The organism is Halogeometricum sp. CBA1124, from assembly GCF_009741955.1.
GTDB classification, from domain to species: domain Archaea; phylum Halobacteriota; class Halobacteria; order Halobacteriales; family Haloferacaceae; genus Halogeometricum; species Halogeometricum rufum.
Genome location: NZ_WPCD01000003.1, coordinates 21,641 through 46,229, shown reverse-complemented (window position 1 = coordinate 46,229; position 24,589 = coordinate 21,641). Strand labels below are relative to the sequence as shown.

The 24,589-nt window shown below is 59.3% G+C and carries 24 protein-coding genes and 4 pseudogenes; 18 read left to right on the top strand and 10 right to left on the bottom strand.

Features of this window, described 5'->3' with window-relative positions; all coding sequences use genetic code 11:
* Positions 1-53: 53 nt before the first annotated feature.
* The 4 genes from GJ632_RS00890 to GJ632_RS00875 all read left to right on the top strand — a co-directional run bounded on the left by GJ632_RS00890 (position 54) and on the right by GJ632_RS00875 (position 1,902).
* Positions 54-470 carry a hypothetical protein gene (locus tag GJ632_RS00890; protein WP_191451661.1) on the top strand — a complete coding sequence of 139 codons (417 nt, stop codon included), beginning with the start codon at positions 54-56 and terminating at the stop codon, positions 468-470.
* A 103-nt stretch (positions 471-573) separates the two neighbouring features.
* Positions 574-1,065, top strand: a complete 492-nt coding sequence (locus GJ632_RS00885; RefSeq protein ID WP_191451686.1) for a hypothetical protein — start codon at positions 574-576, stop codon at positions 1,063-1,065.
* A gap of 2 nt (positions 1,066-1,067) precedes the next feature.
* Positions 1,068-1,433, top strand: a complete 366-nt coding sequence (locus tag GJ632_RS00880; RefSeq protein WP_191451659.1) for a hypothetical protein — start codon at positions 1,068-1,070, stop codon at positions 1,431-1,433.
* Between the two features lie 73 nt (positions 1,434-1,506).
* Positions 1,507-1,902 carry a hypothetical protein gene (locus GJ632_RS00875; RefSeq protein WP_191451657.1) on the top strand — a complete coding sequence of 132 codons (396 nt, stop codon included), beginning with the start codon at positions 1,507-1,509 and terminating at the stop codon, positions 1,900-1,902.
* Positions 1,903-1,924: 22 nt separating this feature from the next.
* Here the strand turns inward: GJ632_RS00875 and GJ632_RS00870 are convergent, their stop codons facing one another.
* Positions 1,925-2,788 carry a hypothetical protein gene (locus GJ632_RS00870; RefSeq protein ID WP_231751228.1) on the bottom strand — a complete coding sequence of 288 codons (864 nt, stop codon included), beginning with the start codon at positions 2,786-2,788 and terminating at the stop codon, positions 1,925-1,927.
* Positions 2,789-3,022: 234 nt separating this feature from the next.
* On the opposite strand from GJ632_RS00870, the gene GJ632_RS00865 reads away from it, so the two are divergent.
* Positions 3,023-3,568, top strand: coding sequence for a hypothetical protein (locus GJ632_RS00865; RefSeq protein ID WP_343160946.1), 546 nt, complete (start codon positions 3,023-3,025; stop codon positions 3,566-3,568).
* A 13-nt stretch (positions 3,569-3,581) separates the two neighbouring features.
* Here GJ632_RS00865 and GJ632_RS00860 read toward each other — a convergent pair whose 3' ends face one another.
* A complete protein-coding gene (locus tag GJ632_RS00860; protein ID WP_191451653.1) occupies positions 3,582-4,946 on the bottom strand; it encodes a restriction endonuclease in 1,365 nt (454 codons plus the stop codon).
* Positions 4,947-5,064: 118 nt separating this feature from the next.
* On the opposite strand from GJ632_RS00860, the pseudogene GJ632_RS00855 reads away from it, so the two are divergent.
* The 10 genes and pseudogenes from GJ632_RS00855 to GJ632_RS00815 all read left to right on the top strand — a co-directional run.
* A pseudogene (locus tag GJ632_RS00855) lies at positions 5,065-5,741 on the top strand (DUF6166 domain-containing protein); the annotation flags it as partial.
* Positions 5,742-5,748: 7 nt separating this feature from the next.
* Complete coding sequence (locus tag GJ632_RS24525) at positions 5,749-5,877, top strand: hypothetical protein (protein ID WP_255473492.1); 129 nt, start codon at positions 5,749-5,751, stop codon at positions 5,875-5,877.
* A gap of 128 nt (positions 5,878-6,005) precedes the next feature.
* Positions 6,006-7,166: a hypothetical protein gene (locus tag GJ632_RS00850; protein ID WP_191451651.1), complete on the top strand. Its 1,161-nt coding sequence runs from the start codon at positions 6,006-6,008 to the stop codon at positions 7,164-7,166.
* Positions 7,167-7,263: 97 nt separating this feature from the next.
* Positions 7,264-7,575 carry a hypothetical protein gene (locus tag GJ632_RS00845; protein WP_054584773.1) on the top strand — a complete coding sequence of 104 codons (312 nt, stop codon included), beginning with the start codon at positions 7,264-7,266 and terminating at the stop codon, positions 7,573-7,575.
* A 139-nt stretch (positions 7,576-7,714) separates the two neighbouring features.
* The gene (locus GJ632_RS00840) at positions 7,715-7,936 is read left to right on the top strand and encodes a hypothetical protein (RefSeq protein ID WP_191451684.1); all 222 of its coding nucleotides are present in this window, start codon (positions 7,715-7,717) and stop codon (positions 7,934-7,936) included.
* A gap of 210 nt (positions 7,937-8,146) precedes the next feature.
* The gene (locus GJ632_RS00835) at positions 8,147-9,364 is read left to right on the top strand and encodes a homing endonuclease associated repeat-containing protein (protein WP_191451649.1); all 1,218 of its coding nucleotides are present in this window, start codon (positions 8,147-8,149) and stop codon (positions 9,362-9,364) included.
* Positions 9,365-9,516: 152 nt separating this feature from the next.
* Positions 9,517-9,912, top strand: a complete 396-nt coding sequence (locus GJ632_RS00830; RefSeq protein WP_191451647.1) for a hypothetical protein — start codon at positions 9,517-9,519, stop codon at positions 9,910-9,912.
* Between the two features lie 254 nt (positions 9,913-10,166).
* The gene (locus GJ632_RS00825) at positions 10,167-10,514 is read left to right on the top strand and encodes a hypothetical protein (protein ID WP_115821801.1); all 348 of its coding nucleotides are present in this window, start codon (positions 10,167-10,169) and stop codon (positions 10,512-10,514) included.
* An 86-nt stretch (positions 10,515-10,600) separates the two neighbouring features.
* The gene (locus tag GJ632_RS00820) at positions 10,601-11,539 is read left to right on the top strand and encodes an ArdC-like ssDNA-binding domain-containing protein (RefSeq protein ID WP_191451646.1); all 939 of its coding nucleotides are present in this window, start codon (positions 10,601-10,603) and stop codon (positions 11,537-11,539) included.
* 98 nt (positions 11,540-11,637) lie between these two features.
* Positions 11,638-12,453, top strand: a complete 816-nt coding sequence (locus tag GJ632_RS00815) for a hypothetical protein (RefSeq protein ID WP_191451644.1) — start codon at positions 11,638-11,640, stop codon at positions 12,451-12,453.
* 13 nt (positions 12,454-12,466) lie between these two features.
* On the opposite strand, the gene GJ632_RS00810 is transcribed toward GJ632_RS00815, so the two are convergent.
* Both GJ632_RS00810 and GJ632_RS00805 read right to left on the bottom strand, forming a co-directional pair.
* Entirely contained in the window at positions 12,467-13,270 is an 804-nt protein-coding gene (locus GJ632_RS00810; protein WP_191451642.1) for a DUF6036 family nucleotidyltransferase, read from the bottom strand.
* Positions 13,267-14,192 (bottom strand): annotated as a pseudogene (locus GJ632_RS00805) (MarR family transcriptional regulator). The gene GJ632_RS00810 and the pseudogene GJ632_RS00805 overlap by 4 nt, the downstream one beginning before the upstream one ends.
* Before the next feature lie 141 nt (positions 14,193-14,333).
* On the opposite strand from GJ632_RS00805, the gene GJ632_RS00800 reads away from it, so the two are divergent.
* Positions 14,334-14,657, top strand: coding sequence for a hypothetical protein (locus GJ632_RS00800; RefSeq protein WP_191451640.1), 324 nt, complete (start codon positions 14,334-14,336; stop codon positions 14,655-14,657).
* A gap of 558 nt (positions 14,658-15,215) precedes the next feature.
* On the opposite strand, the gene GJ632_RS00795 is transcribed toward GJ632_RS00800, so the two are convergent.
* From GJ632_RS00795 to GJ632_RS00770, 6 genes and pseudogenes are all read right to left on the bottom strand, one after another.
* On the bottom strand, positions 15,216-16,484 hold the full coding sequence (locus GJ632_RS00795) for an orc1/cdc6 family replication initiation protein (RefSeq protein WP_191451638.1): 1,269 nt from the start codon (positions 16,482-16,484) through the stop codon (positions 15,216-15,218).
* A gap of 174 nt (positions 16,485-16,658) precedes the next feature.
* Positions 16,659-18,823, bottom strand: a pseudogene (locus GJ632_RS00790) (type B DNA-directed DNA polymerase).
* A 2-nt stretch (positions 18,824-18,825) separates the two neighbouring features.
* Complete coding sequence (locus GJ632_RS00785; RefSeq protein ID WP_191451682.1) at positions 18,826-19,131, bottom strand: hypothetical protein; 306 nt, start codon at positions 19,129-19,131, stop codon at positions 18,826-18,828.
* 2 nt (positions 19,132-19,133) lie between these two features.
* Positions 19,134-19,973 carry a hypothetical protein gene (locus GJ632_RS00780; protein WP_191451636.1) on the bottom strand — a complete coding sequence of 280 codons (840 nt, stop codon included), beginning with the start codon at positions 19,971-19,973 and terminating at the stop codon, positions 19,134-19,136.
* 371 nt (positions 19,974-20,344) lie between these two features.
* Positions 20,345-20,683 (bottom strand): ribonuclease H-like domain-containing protein, encoded by a 339-nt coding sequence (locus GJ632_RS22750; protein WP_343160944.1) that lies wholly within the window; start codon positions 20,681-20,683, stop codon positions 20,345-20,347.
* Positions 20,572-21,690 carry a hypothetical protein gene (locus GJ632_RS00770; protein ID WP_231751225.1) on the bottom strand — a complete coding sequence of 373 codons (1,119 nt, stop codon included), beginning with the start codon at positions 21,688-21,690 and terminating at the stop codon, positions 20,572-20,574. The genes GJ632_RS22750 and GJ632_RS00770 overlap by 112 nt, the downstream gene beginning before the upstream one ends.
* Before the next feature lie 282 nt (positions 21,691-21,972).
* Here GJ632_RS00770 and GJ632_RS00765 point away from each other — a divergent pair.
* Positions 21,973-22,658, top strand: a pseudogene (locus GJ632_RS00765) (SOS response-associated peptidase).
* A 322-nt stretch (positions 22,659-22,980) separates the two neighbouring features.
* Positions 22,981-24,585, top strand: coding sequence for a hypothetical protein (locus GJ632_RS00760; protein WP_197427778.1), 1,605 nt, complete (start codon positions 22,981-22,983; stop codon positions 24,583-24,585).
* Positions 24,586-24,589 lie beyond the last annotated feature (4 nt).

The following is a 24,589-nucleotide window of genomic DNA, read 5'->3' as shown; positions in this document are numbered from 1 at the left end:
CTGCTGTTTTTCAGGGTCGGAATGGGTGAGCCCCGCCGTAGGCTCGTGATTCGATGACTTCAGAGGACGACCCGTTTCACGACTGCGAGTTGGATCCCGAAGCGATCCTCGGAACACACACCTTCGAAGACGTCCTGTTCACCGACGAGACAGAAACCCCGGTGAACGTTCTCACCGGCGAGACACCGGCACATTCGCAAGCAACCATCGAGGAAGCGAAGGAGTTCGCTGCGAGTATCGACACGGAGACGCCCCAAATCGCGCTCCCCGCATCCGTCGAGTCGCAGGTCGAAACCCAGAGCAAGCCCTACACGGCGGCCGCATTCTTCCACTTCAAGGCAACTGGCTCGCTCGCACGCCACCGTGCTTACCACGCCGCCTACGAGTCAAACGCGTTCGCGGTCGACTTCGAGGCAGACTACGAATCGGGCGACCTGACTATCACTGTCGAACGAGCGGACGAGGCCTGAGAATCCGCGGTCACGAGCAGGTTTTTCGAGCGCCGGCGATGGGTGCCGGCGCAGCTGGAGCGAGCAACGACCCCCGGTGCGTCGGCGTTTCGAGGTGTTCGAGATGCATATGGTGATTTACGCACTGGTAGAGGCATCGACGCACGACGACGCGCTGTCCACCGGAAAGTCGGTGTTCGACCGCCTGGTCGGCGCGGACCCACACGCCGGCGCCGTCTTCGATTACTACGTGACCTTCGACGAGGAGGACACGTCCGTTGCGGGGAAGTCGCGATGGGGAGAGTTGCCGACTGTAGCCCCCATCGACTCCGATGACGGCGAAGACCTGCTCGAGCGTGGCTGGGAGGCGACGAAGGAGGAATTCGAGCGTAATCTCGATCGGGTGAAAGAGGCCATCGAGGAGCTCTCCGACGAGGAGATCATGCGCGACGAGGACCTCGCCCGGCACGCCTTCCACCAGGTCGGTGCGTACGACGGCCCGACGATCTTCCTGTACACCGAACACGGAACCGGCATTCGCCACCGTGGACAACTGGACCGACTCCTCGAGGAGAGTGAAGAGCTCTGGATCGTACCCGCTGACGTCCACTTCTGATAATGCCTCCCATCACCAATTGGCGACGCGAGAGCCGCTCGCCGACACTCGCGTATCGGAACACCGAGACCGGTGCGCGAGCCGTGCTGCATCGTGCGCCGGACTCCTACCGGTACAAGTGGCGCGGGGTGATTCTCGTCGACGGCTACCCGGTCTGGTCGCGGGGATACGAGACGAAGGATGCGACATCGTTCCGTGACGAGCTCCGGGAGCGGCCCGCACCGGACCTCAACTGCCCGGAGTGTCCGAACGACAACGTTCGCGTCGGCGAGAAGGCGGCAGACGGGGCGAAAGTCCAGCGGTGGTATGACTGCCCCGATTGTGGGTACGAAGCCCCCTCACGCATCGTCTACGGCGCCGAACGGTGAGTGAGTTAGCGGTGGGCGCTGTTTTTCGGCCGGGCACGATGTGGTGGCCCGGTACGACCGGGTGAGTCAACCAATGAGTCTCGAAGTACTTGACCGACACAGTGAGGCACTGTTCGAGTTCCTCTGGTGTCCCGTCTGCGGGCAGGAGGTCTTCACTCACATCCCCTTCGAAGGGGTGTTCTGCAAGAACTGCAACACCCAGGTCGAACTCCAAGAATCCCGAGAGACGCGCGGCTACGAGGAGGCCGTGCTCGCCTGCTTCGATTCTACCACGACCTGGAACCTCCACGTCGACGAGAAACTGCGCCGCGACCTGCCTGATGGGTCGGCGCGCGTGAAGATCCTCGGCGCACCGGGCGCCTACGAGGTCGACTGGTGGAGTCCAGAACCGGATGAGGACTGGGAGCCTGTCGAGCGCGGCGAGTTCGACGACGTCGAAGAACCATCAGAGGTGTCGCACCTAGCGTAGAGCACGCGTTAGGGTGGTGAATTTACGCCCGACACACGTCGCAGTCTCCACATCCACGAGGGGTTCGCTCGCTGAAGTAGAGGCGGCGCCATCGAGCAAACTGATCCGCATACGTGTCCTTGCTGTACGGGAATTGGTACAGATTGACCCCGTCCGGCAGGTCTGTGATTTCGGGCGCGTCTACGCCGGGGAATCCGTTACGAAACACGAGATCTTCTGTTTTGGACACCAGCTCAGGAGCAACTGTGGATGGGTCCGAGGCCTTCAAGAAATAGAGTGATGGGATGAACTCTTTCGGGTCGAAGAATCCGTTTGCGTGAAGAATCCACCCACAGAGCCACAGATACGCCTTCTCACTCGAGAAGAAGACTCCGTAGTGGTTGTCCGATTGCCGGCGTTTGTACACGAACACAGGGAGACCATAGCTGAAGCCGACCCGCGTTGGCTCTGCGTGGATATAGCAGTCCTCACGGTCGATGTAGTGGACCAGCGGAGCTTGACACAGCTTGCCCGGGTGCTCACCAGTACCGATCTGCTCCCACAGCTCCGAGACGGAAGCCACGTCGGCGCTCTCATCCTCGAGAGTTGTATCATCGATTGCACGATGGACGGGCGCAGCAGACTGAATCTCCTCGGGGAGATCGTCGCTGGACAGCTCCGCCGTCTCTCGGTCAGGGAGTGTCCGATAGAAGTGTTTATAGAAGCCCTCACGACGCCGCTTGTCGGCGAGCGTTTCGCACCGGGCGCAGTCCTCAATGAACATCGCTGGCACCACCCGGTCTGGATTCTCGGCGGCTTCCTCGTACAGACTACGCTGCCGTTCGGCCCGCCTGGCAATCTCATCCGGATCGGGGAGCGGTGAGCTCCTCTCGGACTCCGATGACATACGCATACCTTTGGGCTGGAACAGTATCAGTTTCCGAGCAAGGACCCCGCCCGACTGCCATCTTGCGAATTTCGGAATCCATTTTTAACCGGGTTTAAGTTGTCCAGTGACAGCCATTCGGCGAGATTCCAGCGACTCCACTCGATTCAGGAGAAGTTGTTTCTGCGCCGGCGATGGGTGCCGGCGCACACGCGCCGGCGGTGATCGATGTCGACACGAAGTTAACTCCGATTCATCCAACGGAGCGAGCCCGCAGACGAACAGTCCGATACCGACCGCATCGCACAAATCTACCGCCACTCGGATGGCTATCCCGACAGCGTCCTCCGTGACCTTGTCCAGCTGAAGGAGTTGCTCGACGAGACAGGAACAGAGCGCGGGCCTGCATACGCCGCTGCCCAGTTCCTGTTCCTCGACACGCTCTCGACGATGACCCTCTACGTGGACGAAGGGCGTGATCGGAGCATCCACGCTGACCAACCCTCGGATCTCCTCGACCCGGACAATATAGAGCACCTCGACCAGCCGATGTTCCTGCTCGGACACGGCGTCGAGAACCCAGCCGACGGCATCCACGGCGACGAAGAGTACCTCTACGTCGTTGAACTCCCGACCCGGAATCCGTTCGAGGAGCCGTCCGAGTGGACCGTCAAAGTGAGTGGTCATTCCGCGTTCCCCCGGTGGGATGGTCCGACCGAGGACGCCTTCGAGCGGGCCAGCTGGCAGTTCCACGGCCCGCTTGAGCCCGCGCTCGAAGAGCTGGTCGCTGAGCCGGCGTGAACGCTTAGCCCGCTCAGATGATGCCGCCGATGACGAGTAGGCCGACGACGACCAGCAGCGCCGCGACAACGCTTCCCCCGGCCAGCCACTTGTTCTCCATCGCCTTCTCGTGAAGCGGCATCTCGGCGTACTCCTCGCGGAACGCTTCGAGGTTCTCCTCGTCGTAGAAGTACTTCGTCTTCAACGCGAACCGTTCCGTCCTCGCACAGCCCGTACAGATCGGCTCGCCTTCCAGCCGCTCCGTTTTGATGTGGCTGGAGCAGGCGATGGCCCCGCAGTTCGGACAGTAGGTGTACGTCTCGTCGCCGCCGCTCGTGTCACAATGGACGCAGCGGTGGATGCCGTCCTCGGCGGTCACTCGTGACGGGCCTGCCGCGTAGTACTCGTAGGGATAGGTGTACGCTTGGATGTCGGTCGTGTGCCGAACCTCGGGGAGGTATATGGGCTCAATCGACTGCACGGAGATGTCCGAGCGGTTCGGCTCGCAGGTCTTGTTGTACGTGACGTTGTTGTCGCCCGTGTAGGTCACCGTCGTCGTGTGGTGCTGCTGGAGCCGCTCGACGGCCCATTGCTTGTACTCCGTTTGGGTCTGCCCGAACCGTCGCTCCTCGACGTCATCGAACACCTCCGCGAACTGCTCGGTATCGAGGTCGACCGTCGCGTGAAGGTTCTCGGTGACCAGTGTCCCGACGTCCTCATCGACGACCTGCGGCTGCCCGCGTTCAGCGTGTGCGACGAATCGGGTCCGGTCGTTGATCCGGTGGATGACGCCCACCGACGTCTCGAAGACCGCGTTCGTGTCCGCGGTGACCGCGACCACCGGGCGGAACGTCACCGATGAGTGTGGTTCTGGGAGATCGGCGGCTTCGATGTTCTCGATCTCGCGGAACGCCTCCACGACGGCCGCGTCGACGTCGGCGGTCGGGTCGTACGGGCGTAGGGTCTCGTCGCAGAGAATCTCGATGCGGCCGTTGTAGAGGTCGAGGCCGATCTCGTCGGCGACCTCCCGGAGATCCTCGCCGTCGAGCAGTTCGATTGGGTGTGGGTCGTCGTTCTGCTGGAGGCGGTCGGCGTACTCCTGAGCAGGGTTCGTGAACCGGCCGGTCGTGACGACCATTCCGCGTTTGGGACCGTCGAAGTCGAACGTCGCGATCGCCGAGTGGAGCTTCTGGACGACCGGCCGCCCGACCGTCCCCGTGTGTTTGCACTCGACGATGATCGCACGCCGCCTGCCGTCGACGACCTCCTCCATGATGACGTCGCGACCCTCGTCAGCCGTGCGGTCGGCCTGGCGGACGTTCTCATAGCCGAGGTTCCGGAACACGTCCTCCATCACGTCCTCGAACTCGAACCCCGAGAGATCGTCCAGTACAGCCATCCTCAATTATGTGGATAGTACGTTGCAACTGCCAAATACGTTGCCGAACGCTACGCCGTCCTGTTTGTTGAACCCCTGAGAGGGGTGCGGGGGTCACCGAACCGCCCGCGAGCAACGAATGAACGGGAATGTACCTGTAGCAAGTTCGGACTCGGTTCCAGAAGCATCGCCCGGTCAGTCTCACCGAGACACAGTCGAATACGTCGGCTTCCGCGTCGACGCCCAAGCCGTCGTTCTGAACCTCTCGGAGCATCGGCGACTCTCCCTCGAGCGCAGTCTGGACCTCGTCAACCACAGTCCAAGCGGGTTCGAGTGGGGGTACAGTGGTAGCGGGCCCGCCCAGCTCGCGTGCGCGCTCCTCCTCGACTACTACGACGATGAGCAGTTCGCCCGTGAGCACTACATCGCGTTCCGGAATCAGGTGGTCTCACAGCTGGAGTGCGACGGTGCCGCGGCGTGCTGGCACCTCACCGGCGAGGAGATCGACATCGCGATGGCGACCCTTACCGACGACGTCGTCGCCCTCGCCGACGGTGGACTGCCGTCACCGACGCTCCCCAAGAACTGGCGAGCCGTCTCCCGCCCTGATCGAAGAGTGTTCCAGCGCGCTGATCGCGACCACTACATCGTACTCGGGGATGGAAGCGACGAGTGGCTGGTCGTGCTCTGCAGCAAGGTGACCGAGCATATCCAGCCCCGCTCGCACATCGGGTGGTTACCGAGGAGGCTGACGTAGAACGGGTGATCCAGGAACTCGCAGAGGAGAGCAACAACCTCATCGAGCCCCAGAGGGGGAGCACTGATGGAGACGCTTCGACTGGCGCGAGCCACCCACCAGCTCGTCGAACGTGGTGTCGAGGCGCTCGAGAAAATCGGGCGTGAAATAGAGCGGTACAACGACCGACAGGAGCGCACCGACGGAGACAGCTGAGGATGTGAGGACACTCTCCAGGTCGAATGGGAGTTCGTGAGTGTTGTTTTTGCGCCCGGGAGAGGGGCGCAGGGCGCGAGACGATGCAGTCGCACGTCGACGAGGATTCCTGAAGTGAGGTGACTGAGATGAAAGATCCAGAGTCCAGAACCATCTTCGCTGGCGTCGATGGACGTACCGACACCGAACTACCCGAGTGGTACCGAGAGCGGCATGGAGATGCAGAACCCGTGACCTTCGCCGAGGCGGTTCGTGATCTTCCGCAGGCCGTCGAGACGACCGTGGCGTACCAGAATCCGTACACCGACGAGTGGGTCGAAACGGAGCGGTTCAACGCGCTTGTCGAGCCGAGTCGAGCTCGGGAGCAGGCCCGAAATGAGGATGCGGAGACGGACCCCTTGTTCCACGTTCCCACTGACAGCTACTCGATCATCAACCCTGTCGACGTGTACGGGCCACTGGAGGAGGTCCTCCGCGAGGAGACCATCGACGGGACGCCGCTGGGCGAGGTGATGTTCGGCCAGATTCGACGCTACCGGGGCGGTGGCGAGGTCCACATGGACATCATGTTCGATGGCCTCGAGGTGCGCCTCCCCGGTCGGTCGGACCCGATTACGATGGGCGTCACGTCGGGCTACGACTTCTTCGGCGAGCACGCCGTCTACGTGGAGGGGTTCGCCCAGGATGGCTACTGCTCGAACACGATGCGCTCGCTCACCGACAAGGAGGTCATCAAACACGTCGGCGACGTACGGAACTTCCGCACCTGGTGGGAGGAACTCCTCGCACAGGTCGAACTCGTCGCCGACGACCTCTTCGAGTTCATCCGAGACGCTCAGGATATCGACCTCGACTTCTCGGAGCTCCCGTTCACCGTCACGGAGTTCTACACCCTGCTGGGCTTCCCGGACTACCTGGCCGAGCGTGCCGCCGGCGATGCAGAAGCCAATGCGGCGTCCCCCTTCGAGATCGATATGTGGACGCTGCATTCCGGCGCGACGTACGCTCTCACCCACTTCTTCCAGGGGAAAGAGGGGGCATCCCTCGATCAATACGTTCGGATCGCCAACGACATTCTGTTCAACCCGGAAGGTACAATCGAGCGCGTCGAGCAGGCGTACGAGCAGCAGCTAGAGGCGGACGGTGACGACGGGTCACAGTCCTCGCTGGCCGGCGAACGAGCGCTGGCGAGCATCGAGCGCGTCAGCGACGACCTGCAGGAGAAAGTCGAGCAGTTCGAAGAACGCGAGGACGCGCTGCGTGAGCGGTTCCAAGAGGCGATGGGCTAAGAGCAGTCGGAGAGAAAATTCGCCAGGCGTGCTCCCGTTCTAGCGGCTGGAATCCACTGCTGACAGTATTAAGTGAGTAGGGGCGTACCCAGAGACCATGTCTATTGAGCATAATCCGACTCTCGACGCGCGAGAGCCACAGCAGGGGGATATAGAGACTTTTGAAGAGTTGGAGCGTGGTGACTCGGTCAAATTCTTTGAATGGCCCGTCGAGCCGTTGACCGTGATCGGCTGGGAAGAAGACGATAATGTCGGGAAGCGAGTACGAGTTGAAGCAGAAGGCGGCGAGTCGTTTCTCTACCAGGTAGACGGCCATCTCTGGCATTACGTCCCTGAGGACGAGTTCGCCGGCGAGAATAACCCATACCCTGTTCAGAACCTCGTTTTGCTCGAATCCTCGGAAGCCTGATTGGGCTTCGAGACAGCTCGAATCCTGTCGTGAAGGCCTCTATTTTGATGGTCTCATTCTCAGTGGGTGCACCTTCCCAAGATCTACTGCTTCAATTCTCTGCTGTTGCTCGTGCCCTCAATAGGTGGAGGCATCCGTTATGGGTACTTCTACAGACGACTCAGAGGCGTCAGACGAATTTCCGCCTGAAAAGCGGCTTGAGGCACCGAACACGCGCCTGATCAAGGCAGGGATCGCGACGATTCCGGATATGGAAACCCTCCAGGAGTGTGTTGCCTACGAGAACGCCCACCAGAATCGAACGCAGATTCTGCGCCGGCTCAAGTGGAAGGCTGAAGAGCTGCGTGGGGGCGAAGAGTAAGCTCTGTTCTTAACCAACATATTCGGTGTGAGTTCTCCATTTGTTGGTTAACAGACTGTGCCTCGGTTTTTCGGGCCCCTGAATGGGTGCGGGGCAGCCAGCAGCGGCCTCGCGAACCCAATCATGTCCCTCGAGCTGAGCTCCAGCGCCAGCACTGACATTCAAATACCAAGCGGGGACCAAACTGAGTGATTCACTCACATTCAAATTATGGGCAAGAAACTGTACCCAGACGAAGACCTTCTCAACCGCCTCCAAGAGTTCGCTGCGGAACTCGGGCGTCCCCCGTCGCAGGATGAAATGAACGACTCGGGGCCTCATGCTGCACGGACCTACGCAACCCGGTTCGGATCGTGGAATGAGGCACTCAAGACTGCTGGCCTGAAGACAGGTACAAACGAACCCGACGGGCGACCACCAACCCCAGAAGAGAATCTCCTTGCGGACCTCAAAACGGTTGCCGAAGGTGTCGGTGAGGCCCCATCAGAGCGAATCTACAGACAGCACGGCGAGTATTCGGTGAAAACATACTGCAAGCGATTCGGCGGGTGGAATTCGGCGCTACAGGCGGCTGGTCTTGAACCGAGCGTTGAAATCAATCTCTCTGAAGAGACGCTTATTACTGCCCTACAGGAGTTTGCTGAGGATCTGGGTAGAGCACCGACATCGGATGAGATGGACCAAGATGGCCCATACACAGCGGCTCCATACAAGCGAGTATTCGGAACGTGGAATCAAGCTCTTGAGCAAGCCGGTCTGGGAATCCACTCTACGTGGGGTGTGAGCGAGGAAGATCTGATAGCTGAACTCAAGAGACTCAACGAAGAGTTGGGACACGTTCCCCGTAAGGGTGAGATGCGAGATCAGGGAAAATGGAGCGGATCGATCTACCAGAAGCGGTTCAGTTCCTGGAACGAAGCCCTGACAGCCGCTGGCTTCGAGCCGAACGATCGGTGGCGAATTCCGCGGGAGGATTTGTTGACCGAATTGCGAGACCTCGCAGAAGAGTTGGGGCACCCGCCGACAACGAGTGAGATGCTTGAACACGGGGAGTTCACCACCCAGCCGTATCAGCGCGTATTCGGTACGTGGCGAACAGCATTGCAGGCGGCTGATCCGGACTATCTAGAGAACTATCGCCAATCAGATACCGACACGATTCCGTTTGGTTCGGACTGGCCACAGATTCGCGAAAAGATCGTCGCCCGTGACAACGACTCTTGTCTCCGGTGTGGGATGGACCGCGAAACACACCGAGACCAATTCGGGCGTGATCTCCATGTGCATCATCGGATTCCACGACGACGGTTCTACAACGATCCAAATCGGTCAGTCGACGATGCAGATATTCCGAGTAATCTACTGACACTCTGTATTCCGTGTCATCGGCGTCTCGAACGAATGCCAGTTCAGCCAGTAGTTGAGTGATTTGACGAACACAGATTCGGGCCAGTCGCTCGTGAGATTATTAGTAACTGACAGCAGTCGCGTGCTGAATACAACGCGCGAGTCGGTCAGTCGAATCTGCTGTTTCAGACAGGGCAAAGGGTTATGCATCCACCAATAGTAGTATTATTAACATGAGCACTGACAGACGGCAAATCGTCACCGAGGAACTGTGGAGGAGTGTTGTCTGGTTCGCCATCGGTCTGTTTGGATGGTCACTTATCATCACGTCCTCAGAGATGATCGAAGCATCGGCACTCACCGCGATCGGACTGCCGATACTCACGGCGGCACTACTGTTCGGGATAATGGTGGGGATTCGGCTTCTGACCGGGCTAGAGCTCAAAGCGAACACTGAGGGGAGTCAACTTCTATGGCTGATTACGGGCAGCGTCCTCGGTGGATTCCTCGTTCTCTACGATGTGCTGGTAAACGGGCGCGACCCCGCAATTTTCCTCGGATATGGTGTTGCAGTCGTTCTCGGTTTGGTACTCTGGCGCGTCGCTCGGAAACGGCAATCTACAGCGTAATAATCGCACGGCTGGTGGATTGATGATTCAGATCGAAATGGCTGAAGCAAATGGGTCACCTATGCTGAACTCAGCCTCTGTATACAGCAGGGTTGTTAAAATATGTCAAATATAGATTATATAACTATGACCTGCTTCAGATTTATCGCCGGCGAGCAGAGCGTCTACATCCCGCCGGTGTGACTTCGAGACCTGTTTTTCGTGCCCCCAGAAAGGGCGAGGGCTCCTTCGAGAGCCCTCAGAGGTGACTTCCAGTGAGTCAACAACAGCGTCCTGACAACGTCTCGATCGACGAGATCCCGGTCGATATCGACAACACGCAATCAGCGGAGGTCGATTCCGCCGACGTCCCCGACGAAATCGAATCGATCACCCGTGGGCTCGCCGGTGAGCAGCCGCCGACGAATCCCATAGTGGTTCTCAAGGCGGCCCGGTGGTGGTACATTCACGGCAAGGGCGGGACGGATCCCGCCTTCCAGTGGGCCATCGAGTGGGCGCGTCATCTTGCGACGGACACGCCCAGCGATGTGGAACGGTTCGACGAGTTCCTCGAGTACCTCGTCACGGTCGGCTTTGCAGACGAACGCCACGAGCTCCGCTGACCGACAGAGCGGTTTTTGTTCGCCCCAGAGGGGTGCGGCGCGGTCTGAACAGACGCAGTCGCCGTGAACTCGATTCGGTGAACACGATGTCCACGACCAGAGACTCGTCGGTCTCCTTCGATCAGACCGACACGCGATCCGACGAGATGAACAGCACTATGGAACAGTGGATCGACGAACTCGTCGCTGGCGTCGACGACGCGCAGGCCAGCGAAGAGTTCCAGGAGTGGCTCGACGTCCAGAGTCGCTTCCACGACTACTCCTACCGGAATACGCTCCTCATCAAGCGCCAGTATCCAGAAGCGAGCCGGGTGGCGGGCTACCGGACGTGGCAGGAGGAGTTCGACCGCCACGTCACGGAGGGGGAGTCGGCCATCTGGATCTGGGCGCCGATCATCACCAAGCAGTGTCCAGAGTGCGAGAACTCGCCAAGCTACCACGAGGACAGTGACTGTGAGTACGACGAGACGCCACCCGAGGAGTGGTCCGAGGGCCTGGTGGGGTTCAAGCCTGCGCCGGTGTTCGACGTCTCTCAAACCGAGGGCGAACCGCTTCCCGACCTGGACACGGAAGCAACCGGGGACGCCGGCGACCTCGTCGACCAGTTGACTGCCGCCGCTGACGACCTCGGCGTGACGGTGCGAATCGTTCCAGCCGAGGAGTGGACCCACGGCGAGGCGAAGGGCATCTGCGAGCAGCTGAGTCTCATCGATATGCAGCCGCGTGTCGAGGTTCGTGATCGGGAGAACGATGCCGACCTTGCGCGGACGCTGATTCACGAGTACGCACACGCCCAGCTCCACTTCGACGTCGACGACGACACCGAGCGGGCGAAACGTGAAGTCGAGGCCGAAGCCGTCGCGTACGTCGTCGGACGCTACTGCGGACTCGACACTAGCGGGTCAGCTTTCTACCTCGCTGCGTGGGAGTCAGACGATCCCGAAGTCGTTCGCGAGCGCCTCGGACGGATTAGTCGAACGGCAGAGGAGCTCATCGACGTGCTCGAAGAGCCGCCTGCTCCCTAAATCGGTTAACCAACAAATTGCCCGAATCTCCCTCTTTCGTTGGTTAAGTTTTTCTGCGCCCGCAGAGGGGTGGAGGCGCATTCTGACCTCCGCGAACCATGACTGACGACTATCTCACAACGGTCCTCGATGAAGCCGAGCACGTCGCCGAGCAGCACGATCAGGTCGCCCGAACGACAGACAACCAAGCCCACGAATACCTCCGATACGCCGTCCTCCGAGTGCTCGAAGGCGAGTCGGCACACCTCCCAGCAGACTGGACGCCAATCGACGGCGTGACCGTCGGCTACGGGAGCGACGACGCGATGTACGACAGCTGGGGCTCCAGCGAAGACTGGTGGGAGACCGTCCCGCCGCAAGAAGCGTGTACCCGCTTTCGGGTGTTCTTCCCGGACGACCACCAGACGGTTCCCCGTGACATCGTCGACGTGATGACCGCGATCGGTGCCTGGCGCGTCTGGACTGGGAGCGCAGCCGCCTGTGGCTCCTACGACCATCGCGAGCGCCGCGAGGTCCACTACCTCTGGCCGGAAGGCCATCCGGTTGAGGAAGTGCTCCACGAGCGGCTCAGTGGCCCTGCGGTAGCCGTCGCTCCCGACGGTGGCCGAACGGGCGACGTTCGCGACCGACTGGTCGTCGACGAGAACACACAGTCGCAGAATGAACTCGAGCCCCGCACGAGGCGTGCCGTCGCCGAAGCGATGGACGTCTCACTCCTCTCGAAAGGTGGCCGCTACGAGGTGCAGTCCGCGTCCGGCAACAGGTACGAAGTCGACGTCATCGACGAATCGTGTACCTGTCCCGACTGGCAGCAGCGCTCACCCGAAGGCGGCTGCAAGCACCTGCGGCGCGTCGATCACGAGATCAAACGGGGCCGTGTACCCCGACCAGACGGCCGCCTTCCCTCTCCGTAGGGTAACGATTGAGCTACTCCACGGGACGGACTGAGTCGCCATCCCGACTGACCCGGTCGAACGTTGAGAGATACGCGAGCCGGTCGTGAACGTCGTCGATATCAAGCTCCAGTTCCGCGGCCAGTTCGTCGACGGTCATCGGCTCGTCGAGTGCTTGGAGGACTTCGAGCCCTCGGTAGTACCTGTTCGTGAGTTCCTGAACGCGGGCCTCGATCGGCGTGGTCACCCCGTACCGCTCCTCGAGTTCGACCAAGGCCTCATTCGCGAACGTGGCGAACTGATCGTCCCCCAGGCGTTCGATCTGGGCTTCGAGCTCATCCCGGACGACGTCGTAATCGAGGCCGGCCTGTACGAGCATATTCATGTCCTCGATGTCGTCGTCGCGGCCTGCGATCGCCTTGAACAGGAAGATATCCTCGTTGCTGACCAGCCGGACCGTCAGTCGATCCGTGTCGAGGAACGGCTCGCTGCGCTCTTGCATCCCGTCGGTGAGCACGAGCTTGTTCGCGACCTGCTGGTTGAAGATGTCGAGGCGACACCCATCGTCGTTCTCGACGCAGCTCGTCGCCCCCAGCGCCCGGTAATCTGGATCCAGCGATTGAACCTCCGCATACCCGAGGTCCATCAGGACGGCCCACAGCTGGCCGTATGCGTCGCCGTCCGGGACGACCAGGTCGATATCTTTCGTCGCCCCCTTGAGGTCGCGCAGCGACATCGCGCCACCACCGATCAGGTAGACCGTGAGTGGTGCTGAGAGGCCATCCGCGATTCGCTGGAATTCGTTCTCGATGTACTCACGTCCGAATGTTGGTCTCATGATGATAGTGGCACCTCGTAGTCAGCAGCCAGCTCCTGGAACTCGTCCCATTCCGGGAGCCGGGCATCGTCGACCTCGCCGTGCGTCTCGAGGTAGCGCAGCAAGGCGTCGATTTCGTCTTCGAGGCCATACTTCGCCGCCTGCTCTCGGAGGTCCGCCTCGTCGACGTCGACGTGGCTGAGGAGAAGGAGACAGTACGATCGGTGGCGGCTGCCGTCGTCGATCAACAGCGTGTGACAACACAGCTCCGCCGGCGAGACGGCGTCGATCTCCTCGGAGTAGACGTAGTATCGATGGCCGGTGAGCAGGAACTGGAGGTCGAAGGCCGCGAATCGAGCGAGGCCGGTTTCGTGGAACGCCTCCGCGTCGATCTCCGTCTCGGTCTGGGCGAGGAATTCGTCGTAGTCCTCCCAGAGAATCGTGCCTTCGGGGCGACGGCTTCGAGGCGGTGGCGATGCAGATGGTGTGCGAGTTCCCGGGCGAACTCGTGGAGGCGGTCGAAGTCAGCGTTGAAGTCATATCGGCCGTCGGCCGTCCCGACGAGCCCGCGGTCGCGAAATCGCTTGAGGACGCGGTTGACCGTGTTGCGGTAGTTGTCGCTCCGGTCGGCGATCTCGGAGACGGTTCGCGGCTGGTCGATGTAGTACAGCACCTCGAGTGTCTTCCCGGTCAGCAGCTCGGGGAACTCGATGTGGGAGTGCTGGCGGACGAGGTCCCGATAGAGTTCGACGGCGCGAGCATCCGACGGGACGACTCGCTTTCGACGGCCGTCGCGTTCCGTGTAGACGAGCCCCTTCTCGACGAGGTCGCCGACGGCACGGGAGAGATAACTCTCGCTGTGGTCGAGCTTCGTCGCGAGGTCGGAGATCGTGTCGCCGCGGTCGACCGTAGCGAGGACCTCGAGTTCGATGCGCCGGAGCACGGTGTAACATAGTACGAAACTTGTATATAAAGGAGTTTCGAGTAGTGTTACAGACCGAGAGGGACAAGAGCTTGCCCCCCATCATCTTAACCAACAAAACTATGGGTGGAGAGTCCGTGTTGGTTAACACGGAGAGAGTCGATGTCCTACGAACCACCGTCTCCACCGGCGAACCTCCCAACGGAGATCGTCAACACGCTCAACGAATCCACATCGGAGCATCTTCGGGACGTTGCCAGCTACGCCGAAGCGTTGGCCGAATACAAGGAGCGTGAGGCTCGTCTCGAGGAGGAAGCGGACAACGCCGACGTCGAGGAGCGCCCGGATGACCTCCCAGACGACGTGCCGGCGAAGGCGACGATCACGATCAAGGAGATCAACGACAACCGCTACTACTACTGGCAGTGGCGGGAAGGCGATTCGGTGACGTCGAAGTACAAAGGGCCGGTGAATCCCGACGAGTAGACGAGATGGAACTGTAGCCTGATGTTCGTTTCAACGTGATTCGGAGCGTAGCAGATGACACCCCCCAGAGTGTGAATGGGATCGGTTTACCCGACACCCCTCGGTGTGAATGGGCTACCAACCGCCACTCTCTAACGAGTCTTCACGCCGAGAGAAGACAGAGCAACACGCGGATAGATTACGCCTCGTTTACCCCCACACCCCTCAGTGTGAATGGTCCACCACCCAGGGTACCGCGATTAAGAAGCCCTTAACAGCAGAAGTCCTCACGCCGTAGGGAGGGTTCTCGCCTCAGTGGCGAACCTTCGGCTTCGGCACAAGACCTCGCCTTCCAAGATACATCTACTCGGAGAGCTGTTTCGACTGAGGTGTAATAAAGATAACTACAGCTGCGGTGCGGTGCAGTAGCGGGTCGGGTCAGCTACCGTGGCAGAACGTGTAAGCCGCTCTCTGTGGCGTACTAGGTTCTTCAGACGGACGAGCCTGCTTCTTCAACTCCTCCTCTCTCTACAACCGTCGTATCCTATGGGGGACCATTCACACCGAGGGGTGGGGGTGTCACCATCCCATCAACGTCTGGAGTTCCGGCGTCGAGTTGATCAGTCCAGTTCGTGTACTCTCAACGTCTCCTTGGAGCGAATACGACCTGAACTTCCCCTGATCTCCGCCTTCCTTCTTTTTCGATTCGAGAACTCCTGTCGTCACGTGCTTATTCAGAAGCTCAAGCGCACGATTGTACCCCTTGGGCTCTACTTCGACGTCCCGTGCTACTGTTTGGTAAACCTCGTGAATCTCTGACGTCCGGAACCATTCTTTCTCCGGGTTATTCCGGTCAAGACGCGTGAGTGCAAACAGGAGTAATTTCCCGGACAGCGGAGTCCCTTTCACCATCTCCATAAAGAGTTCAACTTCGACGAGTTCGTCAGCTTCGAGAACGTGATTCGCGGTCACGATCTCCTCGCCTTCTTCGTCGGCGATCTCGCCCGCATTCCGGAACAATCGGACTGCGCGTCGAGCGTCACCGTGTTCTTCAGCTGCGAGTTCAGCGGTGGTTGGAATCACCTCGTCATCGAGGACACCGTCATAAAATGCATCCCGTCGATTTTCCAGGATTGCAATGAGCTGGTCTTCTTCGTACGGTGTGAACGTTCGGTGTTCTGGCTGGAGAGTCGATTGGACCCGTGACTCGATTTCTCCTTTGAATTCGATGTCGTTCGAAATCCCGATTGTAAGGACTGGGAAGTCAACGTCGTCTTTTGATTGTGTCCGTGATAGCGTGTAGAGGACTTCGTTGACCTCTCCGTGCTTGTCGATCTCATCGATGATGACGACGAGACCGCCAGAGAACTCCCTCTGAACAACGGGCCACAATTTCTGGTCGCGATAATGTTCGGCTGAGAGGCCCTGATAGGGGACATCAAGCGGGTTCTCTGCTTTCGCGTTCACCTGCTCTGCGATCTTTCGGAAGGTAGAGGTATACGTGGAGATGGGGTCCGGATTAATGTACGCAGTAACGATCGGGGAGTCCGTTCCTTCAGTTGCTGCTTCAAGTCGCTCGCAGACGTGTCTAGCAACTAGTGTCTTCCCCGTCCCGGTTTCGCCCCATTCGAGGACGTTATCCGGGACGCTATTTGTCCGCATCTTCCGGAGATTCTTGGCCAAGAACGTGATATGGTCGTCTCGTCCGACGATTCGATTGGCGTCAGGAACGTTATCGATCTCAAGCAACCATGGTTTCTCAAATATATCCGATTCGTCTTCGCTATCCCCTTCGTCGACATTTAGTATCTCGTCGACGGTTGTTTGCGTGGAATCATTGTTTGGCATAAGCGGACCAATTCGCCCCATTCACATATAGGTTGTCCACCCTCGGTGTGATTGATTTGCCTCCATTCACACTCCGGGGGGTCTTGCTCAATGGAACACCCCCCGGAGTGTGAATGGGTTCGACCTCGTCGCCCACTTGTGATTTTGCTCACCTCAAGTGACATCTGACTCCACTCAGCCGTTCCGGACCGCTGTGAACTCCGTCAACTCCACCTCCCGTGTCTCCGCCATCCTCCGTCGAATGTCCGTACGATTCCACCCAAGCGGCAACAGCACGCTCTCGACAGCTCGGACCAGCTGCGTCTCGTAGTACGAGGCGTCGTAGGTCTCGATCACTTCGTGAGCGAGGGCGACCCGGTCTCGCGACGATTTCTCGTCGTCGACGACCACGTACTCGATATCCTGGCCCGGGTGGACTACCAGATCCTGCGCGCGAGCCCGTTTCAACGCCGCCACGTTCTGGGTATTCTGTGAGTAGCCTTCCAGCGGCTTGGAGACACGATTCCGCTCGACGAGCCGCTCCACTGCTACGTTGCCCGCCTGCAGTTCGTCGATCGCTCGCTCGAGACATCCGAGCACCGCGTCCGGTGACCGCGTGGCATCGAGCCGTTCGAGACAGTCCCGCTGAACATCCTCGATGAACGGCGGGGTCGAGCGCTGCCGGGCTTCGATGCCTCTGATCTTGAAATCGTCGTCGCCGGCGACCTTCCCGAAGTACTTCGTCAGCGCGCCGGCGTCGCTCTCGCGCTGCGGCACGAACGCCACCCAGTCGTAGTGAGCTTCGTGTTCCAGCCGAATTTCGACGCGCTCCGTGATCTCCGTCGCGAGCGTCTCGAGGTTCTCGCGGTCATCGTCGTCGACGTCGGGGTCCGGGGTCACCCAGATGGAGTCGACGATCCCGTGGACGACGCGCCAGCCCCCGGCTTCCAGCCGCTGTTTCGCCGTCAGCAGAATCTCCCGAGCGAACGCGTTGATCGCCTCGTGGCACTCGATGCGGCCGAACTTCGCGTTGCTGAACCCCTGGTAGCCGAAGCAAGCGACGAGGATCCACTTCAGGGCTCCCGACCGCCCCTCGAGTTCTGCCAGGCGATCCTCGTCGGGGTCGTCCCGTTCCTTCTCGCGACGGATGGCCGCCTTGATCTCATCGCGAGCATCGATGATCGGCTGGAGGACGTCGACGAGATAGCCTCGATCATCGCAGATCGAGTATCCGAGCCCAGGAACGTCGCCACGGTCGCTGTGGCAGTCACACCGGATGACGTCCGGCGAGACGTTCCGGGTACAGATGATGTTCGGATACAGACTTGAAAAGTCGAGTTCGTGGACGTTCTCGTGGAGTCCGACCTCGGGCGCGAAGATGAAGCCGCCGCGGTCGGCATCGTGGAGCGTCCCCATCGGCTTGTAAAACTCGTGGCGCCAGGAGTTCCACGGGACGAGGACGCCGCGGTCGTGAGCCTCGCAGATTTGGATCGCTGTGAGCACATTCCCGATCGACGCCCACGCGAGTTCCTGGACGGGCTTTTTCGAGCGCGACACGAGGTCGAGGACGCCGTCAAGGTTCGTCTCCCCGTAAAAGAACGTGTTCGACTCATCGATGATCGCCCGGCCGGGCACGTTGTACCGCGCCGGCGAGTGACCGACGCGACCGTAGCTCGAATACGTCGACCGACTCGCGAGCTGTTGGTAGTCGATGTCCGGCCACCGACTCAGCGAGAAGTCGTCACGCCGGCGGCCGTCTCCATCTCGTACAGCGTCGGGACAATCTCGCTCGTCGAGCAGACCAAGACATCTGGATCGTGTGTTTCGAGCGCCCCCTGGACGGCGGTCAGGATATCCGTCGACGAGCCGGTGACGGTGTCGCCGGCAACGGACAGCTCCCCATAGACATCGTTGCTCGTTTCGGTCACCGGGACGCTGAGCCGGAGTGTTGACAGCTCGCTCGCCGGCGTCGGATCGACGCCGGTCTCCAGACAGTACCGGAACTCTCGCGAGAAGTCGACGTTGAAACAGGCGAGATCCCCGACTGGATAGGCCGACAGCTGGCGTGCCTGCCGGGCGAGTGAGGTGACGCGGTCGATGTGGGCGACGTCGACGGCGAGAACGGCCTCCTCGTCTCGTCGAAAGCCGGGGCGTCGCGCAACCATCTCGGTCGCGACGACATCCGGGTGCTGGTCGTACACCGATTGGAGTGTCGTGAGGTCGATGTCGGACGCTGGGTCGCGAGCGGCGACGTAGAAGCGTGGGGTGTAGTCATCGCGCTCGGTCGCGACGGCGCCGTCGGCGGTTGCCTCCCACTCCAGGACGCGGCCGTCGTCCAGAAAGTCGATACTGAACGGCATCGTCACGGGTCCGCGTCCGGTGGGGCACTCTCCTGGTCATCGCTTGTTGCGACCGCGGCTTCGAGTTCCTCGAGGCGCTCTTCGTGATCGTCGAGGCGCCCCTCCTGTTCAAGATCGATGCTGAGCAGCGCCGGCAGCAGCGGGTTTTGGTGGTTCAACAGCCCGCTCGCGTCGGCGTGCTCGCGGGCGTACTCGAACAGCCGGTCGAAGCGCGGCTGGTCGCGATGCCGCAGTGCCCGGCGGAACTCCGCCCACCGCTCTTCGATGGCCCGGAGCGCATCCCGGTACGTCGGGTTTGTGCGCCCCATCGCTATCGGCCTCCTGTCCCGGTCGCGGTCCACGCATCGAGCAAGGGGTCCGCAGTGGCCGCCACCGTCTCACCGTCAGCGGTGACGCCTGTCCCGACACCCTCCGGAGTCGGCGTCGACGGCGTCGACGTTGTCGGTTCCACGCCGACCTGCGTGGCGCGTGCCGCGAGCAGCTGCCGCCAGTACGCGAACGTCGTCTGGTAGTACGCGCCGTCGTCGACGGGATAGACGAGCGTCTCGAAGTCTTTGCCGACGACCCGTGGCCCCATCCGAGTCTGCTCGCACTCCAGGTGGTGGTCGGCGACCGTCGCGACTGACTCGGTGAATTCGTTTCGTTCGTTTCGCGTAACGAGCACCGGGATGTCGTACCCCTCGGCGTAGGTTGCCAACCGAGCGAGAGTTCGAGCCTGGAGGGTTTTCGCGTGGGTTTCACCGAGAGTATCGTCGGCGCGGTACTGTGCGTCGACGGCTGGCGCGACGATGAGGGCGGGCGTGTGGGGCGACGTGTCCTCGTCACGATCTAGTGCCCGTCGACCGGCCGCCTCTGAATCGGCAGTGGATTTCCGGATCGACTTGTTCACTGCCGTTGGGAGATCACAGACGGCGCCGTAGTGCTGATAGGCGGTAAATCCGCGTGCCACGTGGATTCGGTTGAGCAACCGTTGACTGGGCGCGATCTGGGCCAGTGTCGTCGTTGTCGCGTGTCCGTTTGCGTCGACCCAAAAGGCGGACCCGTCGTTGAGGAGGAGGTGGTCGAGCACGAGCGACTGCAGGATCGGGACGCCGCGGCCTCCCTCGACATCGAACAGCGTGATGCCGTCGTCGAGCTGTGGCAGCAGCATCTCGTCCGTAGCCGGATCAGCTTGGTCAGCAAGGGACCGATTGCGGTCAGCGCCCCGTGTCGGCTGGTCCACCGCCAATCGGTTCGATGTTGAGTGTTCTCCCATACCCGATTAGTTGTCTACGTTCCCGATAAGCCGCGGCGTGGTGCTTCCGTGTTTCAGGGAATGGCTGAGAGGTATGTAGAACCGGACCCAGGCAGCTGATTTCTGCTATTATCCGACCGTTTCCGAGAACGTTTCCAGAGTGGGAGGCGGACAGTATCGTCGGATTAACCAACGGTTCGGGTACCCTCGGCCCAATTGTTGGTTAAGGATATTCTCCGCCTCCAGTACAAGTTCACGAAAACTTCCTCGCAAATCAGTATACGAGCCTACGATCTGATGTGATCGACGATTGTTTTCAGTGCGGTCACATCGTCGTTATTGTACTGTTTGAGCTGATCCCAGTCTGGCTCTTCGCCGTCGAGGAGATATCGTGTGTACTTGCTCCCGACGACAAATCCATCGACGGTCGGGTCTTGATATTCAAAGCCGAGCGCGCTTGCTACGACGTCCAATTTATGCCGATTGAAGGGGCCGAAGAGTTCCTGTTGTGCGGTTATCCCGAGGTCGTGTGCCCGCTCCAGATGATTGATCCCTTCAGGGATGCCGTGTTCCTCGAATCTTCGACTAAGACACTGTTCGTCGAAGTAGTTCCCTCCGTAGTAGATGATTGGCTCAGAGCATGATTATCAAGGTACTCAGACAGCTCCTGAAGGAGTGCTGACTCGTCGTCCGGATCGAAGAATTGTCGGTATGCATCGTTCTGGTAACTGTAGGTGCCGACCAGCCAGATCCGATCCTGCTGAAGATCCGTCTCTATGTCCAAGAGGAGAGGCTCCGTATCGTGAAGGTCGTCGAAGGCGGACTCGTTTAGAATCACGACCTCATCGTTTTCGAACGCCTGTCGATGAGCAATCCACCGGTCCACGTGCCATGACGAGGCTCCAGGGAGGGCTTCGAGTTCGGAACGCCGTTCTTCGGTAATCTCATCTGGGCTAGTGATTCCTAACTCACTGAACTGTTCCACTCGGTTTCTCCCGACCTGGACGAGATCAGTCAGCCGGCTCCCTAGCAGATGGCGAGTGTCGTAGAACTCGTACTCGATAGACTCGTTCGAGGCGTCGATGGTGATGAGTGCGTACCTTCCAGGGTCGTCTACTCCGTCGTGGGACGCAATGTTGATCACCGTGCCGTACTCGAGGGTTTCAGCTCTGCCTCCGAATTGATGGCAATGACCGCAGACGGTGACTGGGGGCTGGATGTCGTCTATGAAGCTCCTGACGGCCTTCGACCCGATATGTTGTTGCCCGAATCGCTTCCCGATATCGAGAATGCCGAAGGGAGGTGTGTGAGTGACAAGAATCGGAGTTCTGTCTTCACAAACGGTGCGTTGTTCGGAAAGGTGTCGTTGGACGTCGTCCTCGGTATAGGTGATGAGACCAGGTCCCTGGGTTGATCCCTCCTGGCCGATGAACACGAGATCCTCGTAGGTGTATGGAGTCCTGTGGAGGTCGGTGGTAAATTCCGAATCGAATTGCGGACCGGTTGACTGGGGGAGGTCGTCGTTTCCTCGGACATAGAGTGATTGTTGGTGCTTCGTGAGGCGAGCAAGTTCTGCAAGATGATCTGTGTCAGTATTGGCGTTTTTTGAAACGTGAGAGGTCATCGCCGGCATACAGTAGTAGATCTGGAGTTGGTTCTATAGTTTCGAGAATGGTGTAGAGATCGTCAATAGGTTGAGAGCGCCAGTCAGATACGGCGAGAATGTGGGTCATTTTGTTTGAGCGTAGTTAGTGTAGCCTCTTCTATCGTTTGTTTAGGTGTACCGTTTGTCATTAGCAGATTCTCTGTCCCGTTGTCGTTAACCAACAACTCGGGGTCATCGGGACAATCTGTTGGTTAACATCGAGATTCCTGTGCGATTACGTTGAAGATGCTTCCCTCCGAACTCCTCGGTATGTGTGGCCGGAACTCGCTCTTTATCGACCAAGCAGACCTCGAGGCTCGCTTCGATGCCGGGGTCGTCGCGGACGGCGGGTACACACCCCGGTACAACATCGCGCCTGGTGAGGACCTACACATCATCACCAACGAGGCTCCAGACGAGATCGACGCCTACCATTGGGGGTTGATTCCGTTCTGGGCGGACGAGCCCGAGGAGGCCATAATCAACGCTCGCTCCGAGACTGCGACGAGAAACGCGTCTTCGAGCAGGCGTGGGAATCGCGCCCCTGCCTCGCTCCCTCATCGGGCTTCTACGAGTGGAAAGCACCAACCGGCGGGGCCAAACAGCCCTACCGGATTTACCGCGAGGACGACCCCGCGTTCGCGATGGCCGGGCTCTGGGACGTCTGGGAGGGTGAGGACGAGACGATCTCGTGCGTCACGATTCTCACGACGGAGCCGAACGACCTGATGAACCCCATCCACGACCGGATGCCGGTTGTCCTTCCACAGGACGCGGAATCTGACTGGCTCGCCGCAGATCCGGACACTCGCAAGGCACTGTGTCAGCCGTATCCGAAGGACGATCTGGACGCCTACGAGATCTCCACGCGCGTCAACAACCCCGGAAATGACGATCCACAGGTCATCAACCCGCTGGACCACGAGCAATCGGGCCTCGGCGAGTTCAGTTCCTGATAGACGGGGCCACGGTCACTGCATCGGCGACGCCGCTGCCGAATCGACGAGCGAGTATTCCTGATCCCGACTCGTCCCCTCCGCTTCGAGGAACTGTCGTTAGAAGAATTCGTGCCTGAGTCTTCAGCCGTATCTTCGCCCATAGAATAGGATCGTTTGCTGTGTCAAAAGGATCACCTCGCTAATAGAGTGATTGGATTTATTCAAGCCAGGACAGGTTGCACGGTCGTTGAGTCAATCCATTTCAGCACCCTCTCTGTTCGGAGACACTCTTGGATGCGGCAGAACAATCATCAACCCGGAAATATACTTTATGAGCATCATGGACTCTGATGCCGATATCTACGAGGTATTCAGAAGCGACGAAAGCTGCAAAGAGAAGCTGCAGCAACTGAGGAATATTGTCGACAGCGGGACGATCGATCGCCACTTCTACACCAAGATTATCGAAGGATGCGGAGAAGAGGAACCCCAGCTGGCATTCGAACGATTGGATGACTTGATCCGGAACCGGGAGATACTCGTGAGGGATCTAGACTCTGCTCTACGAGCTGCCGGAAAACCGGACCGTGACCTTGCACAACATTATATGAACAAGTGGCTTAACGAGGAGGAATACTCGACTGGCTACGTTTCCAGCTACATTCCTCACGTCTACTGGAATCACACAGATCTGCTTCAACAAGAACTGCAGAAGTGGTACAGTGATTCGCCGCTGATCTTTGAGAAAGCTGTAGAACGAACTCTCGAAGCATACTACCAGTCAAGGAAAACAGATGAAAACCTGGACGGACGGGGCAGCGAACTACTATCGACCCTGAAGGATACCGCAGCGAGCGAAGACATTGACCCAGAGCAGGCACTGAAATCCGTTTCTAAGGACAACGACTTACTGCGAGCTGATAACATTCTCATGGATCTTCAGAACCTGCCTTCCAACCTCGATTCATACGGCCTTGGAATTGATTACGACCAAGTCCGGGGTAACGCCGATGACTATCCCTTCCTGATCGATGTCTTGGGCGAGGACTGGATTGATGATCTTCAGTCACAAGGGACTCACAGTCTTGCCCGCTTCCTCTCACACGATATCCCCCGGGAAGATGTGTACCCGTTTTCGAGAGCCGACCACGATTTCGATATCAAGACACGGAACGATCTGGAATCGATCCACTTCTTATCGTACCTGGATCACTGCTGTGAGTCACTCTACGACAACCACGACCCGATAGAATCTCTTGGAGACGATCTTATCAACCGGCAGCAGTATGAGGACACGGTCACTGAGATACAGACGACAAACGCACTTCGACGAGAGTTCATCGACGGTGACGTGGTTATTGAGGAATCAGTTGCTGGAAGAAAGCCGGATCTGAAAGTCGATCTCGACGATGACACTATCTGGGTGGAGGTCACCCATACCCGACGAACCACAGAAGCACGGCTTAACAGCGTCTTCTCAGCCACCGGCGGAATAGCAAGCAATGTTCGAACGAAGGTAACTGAGAAAACCAGAGGCCAGATAACAGATATCAAAGAGGAGGAACCGGACGACTTGACAATGCTCGTGTTGAAGAACGAGTTTTCAGCTATCGACAATCACCATGTCCGGGAGTACGCTGAAGGCGGCCATATCATGGTTCTCGAAGAAGGGAAGGACAATCCGGCTTTGGTGCGTGGTAAACCGGTCGCGGTCCAGGATACAGAACAGTTTAGCGGTAACAACATCGAGCATCTCGATCTCTTGGCTAATTTCGAGCTTTCAGGAGGTCTGAACTCTCCGTACATCGAGGGACAGGTGTTCTGCTTTAATCCTGATATAGATGAGAACTTGTTGAAACGTCTTGGCGAGGCATTCAATGCTGGAGACAGGGTATTTACCTCCGAGCTTACTACCGGTGACGAAGAATTAGACGACGGAGAGTAACTTC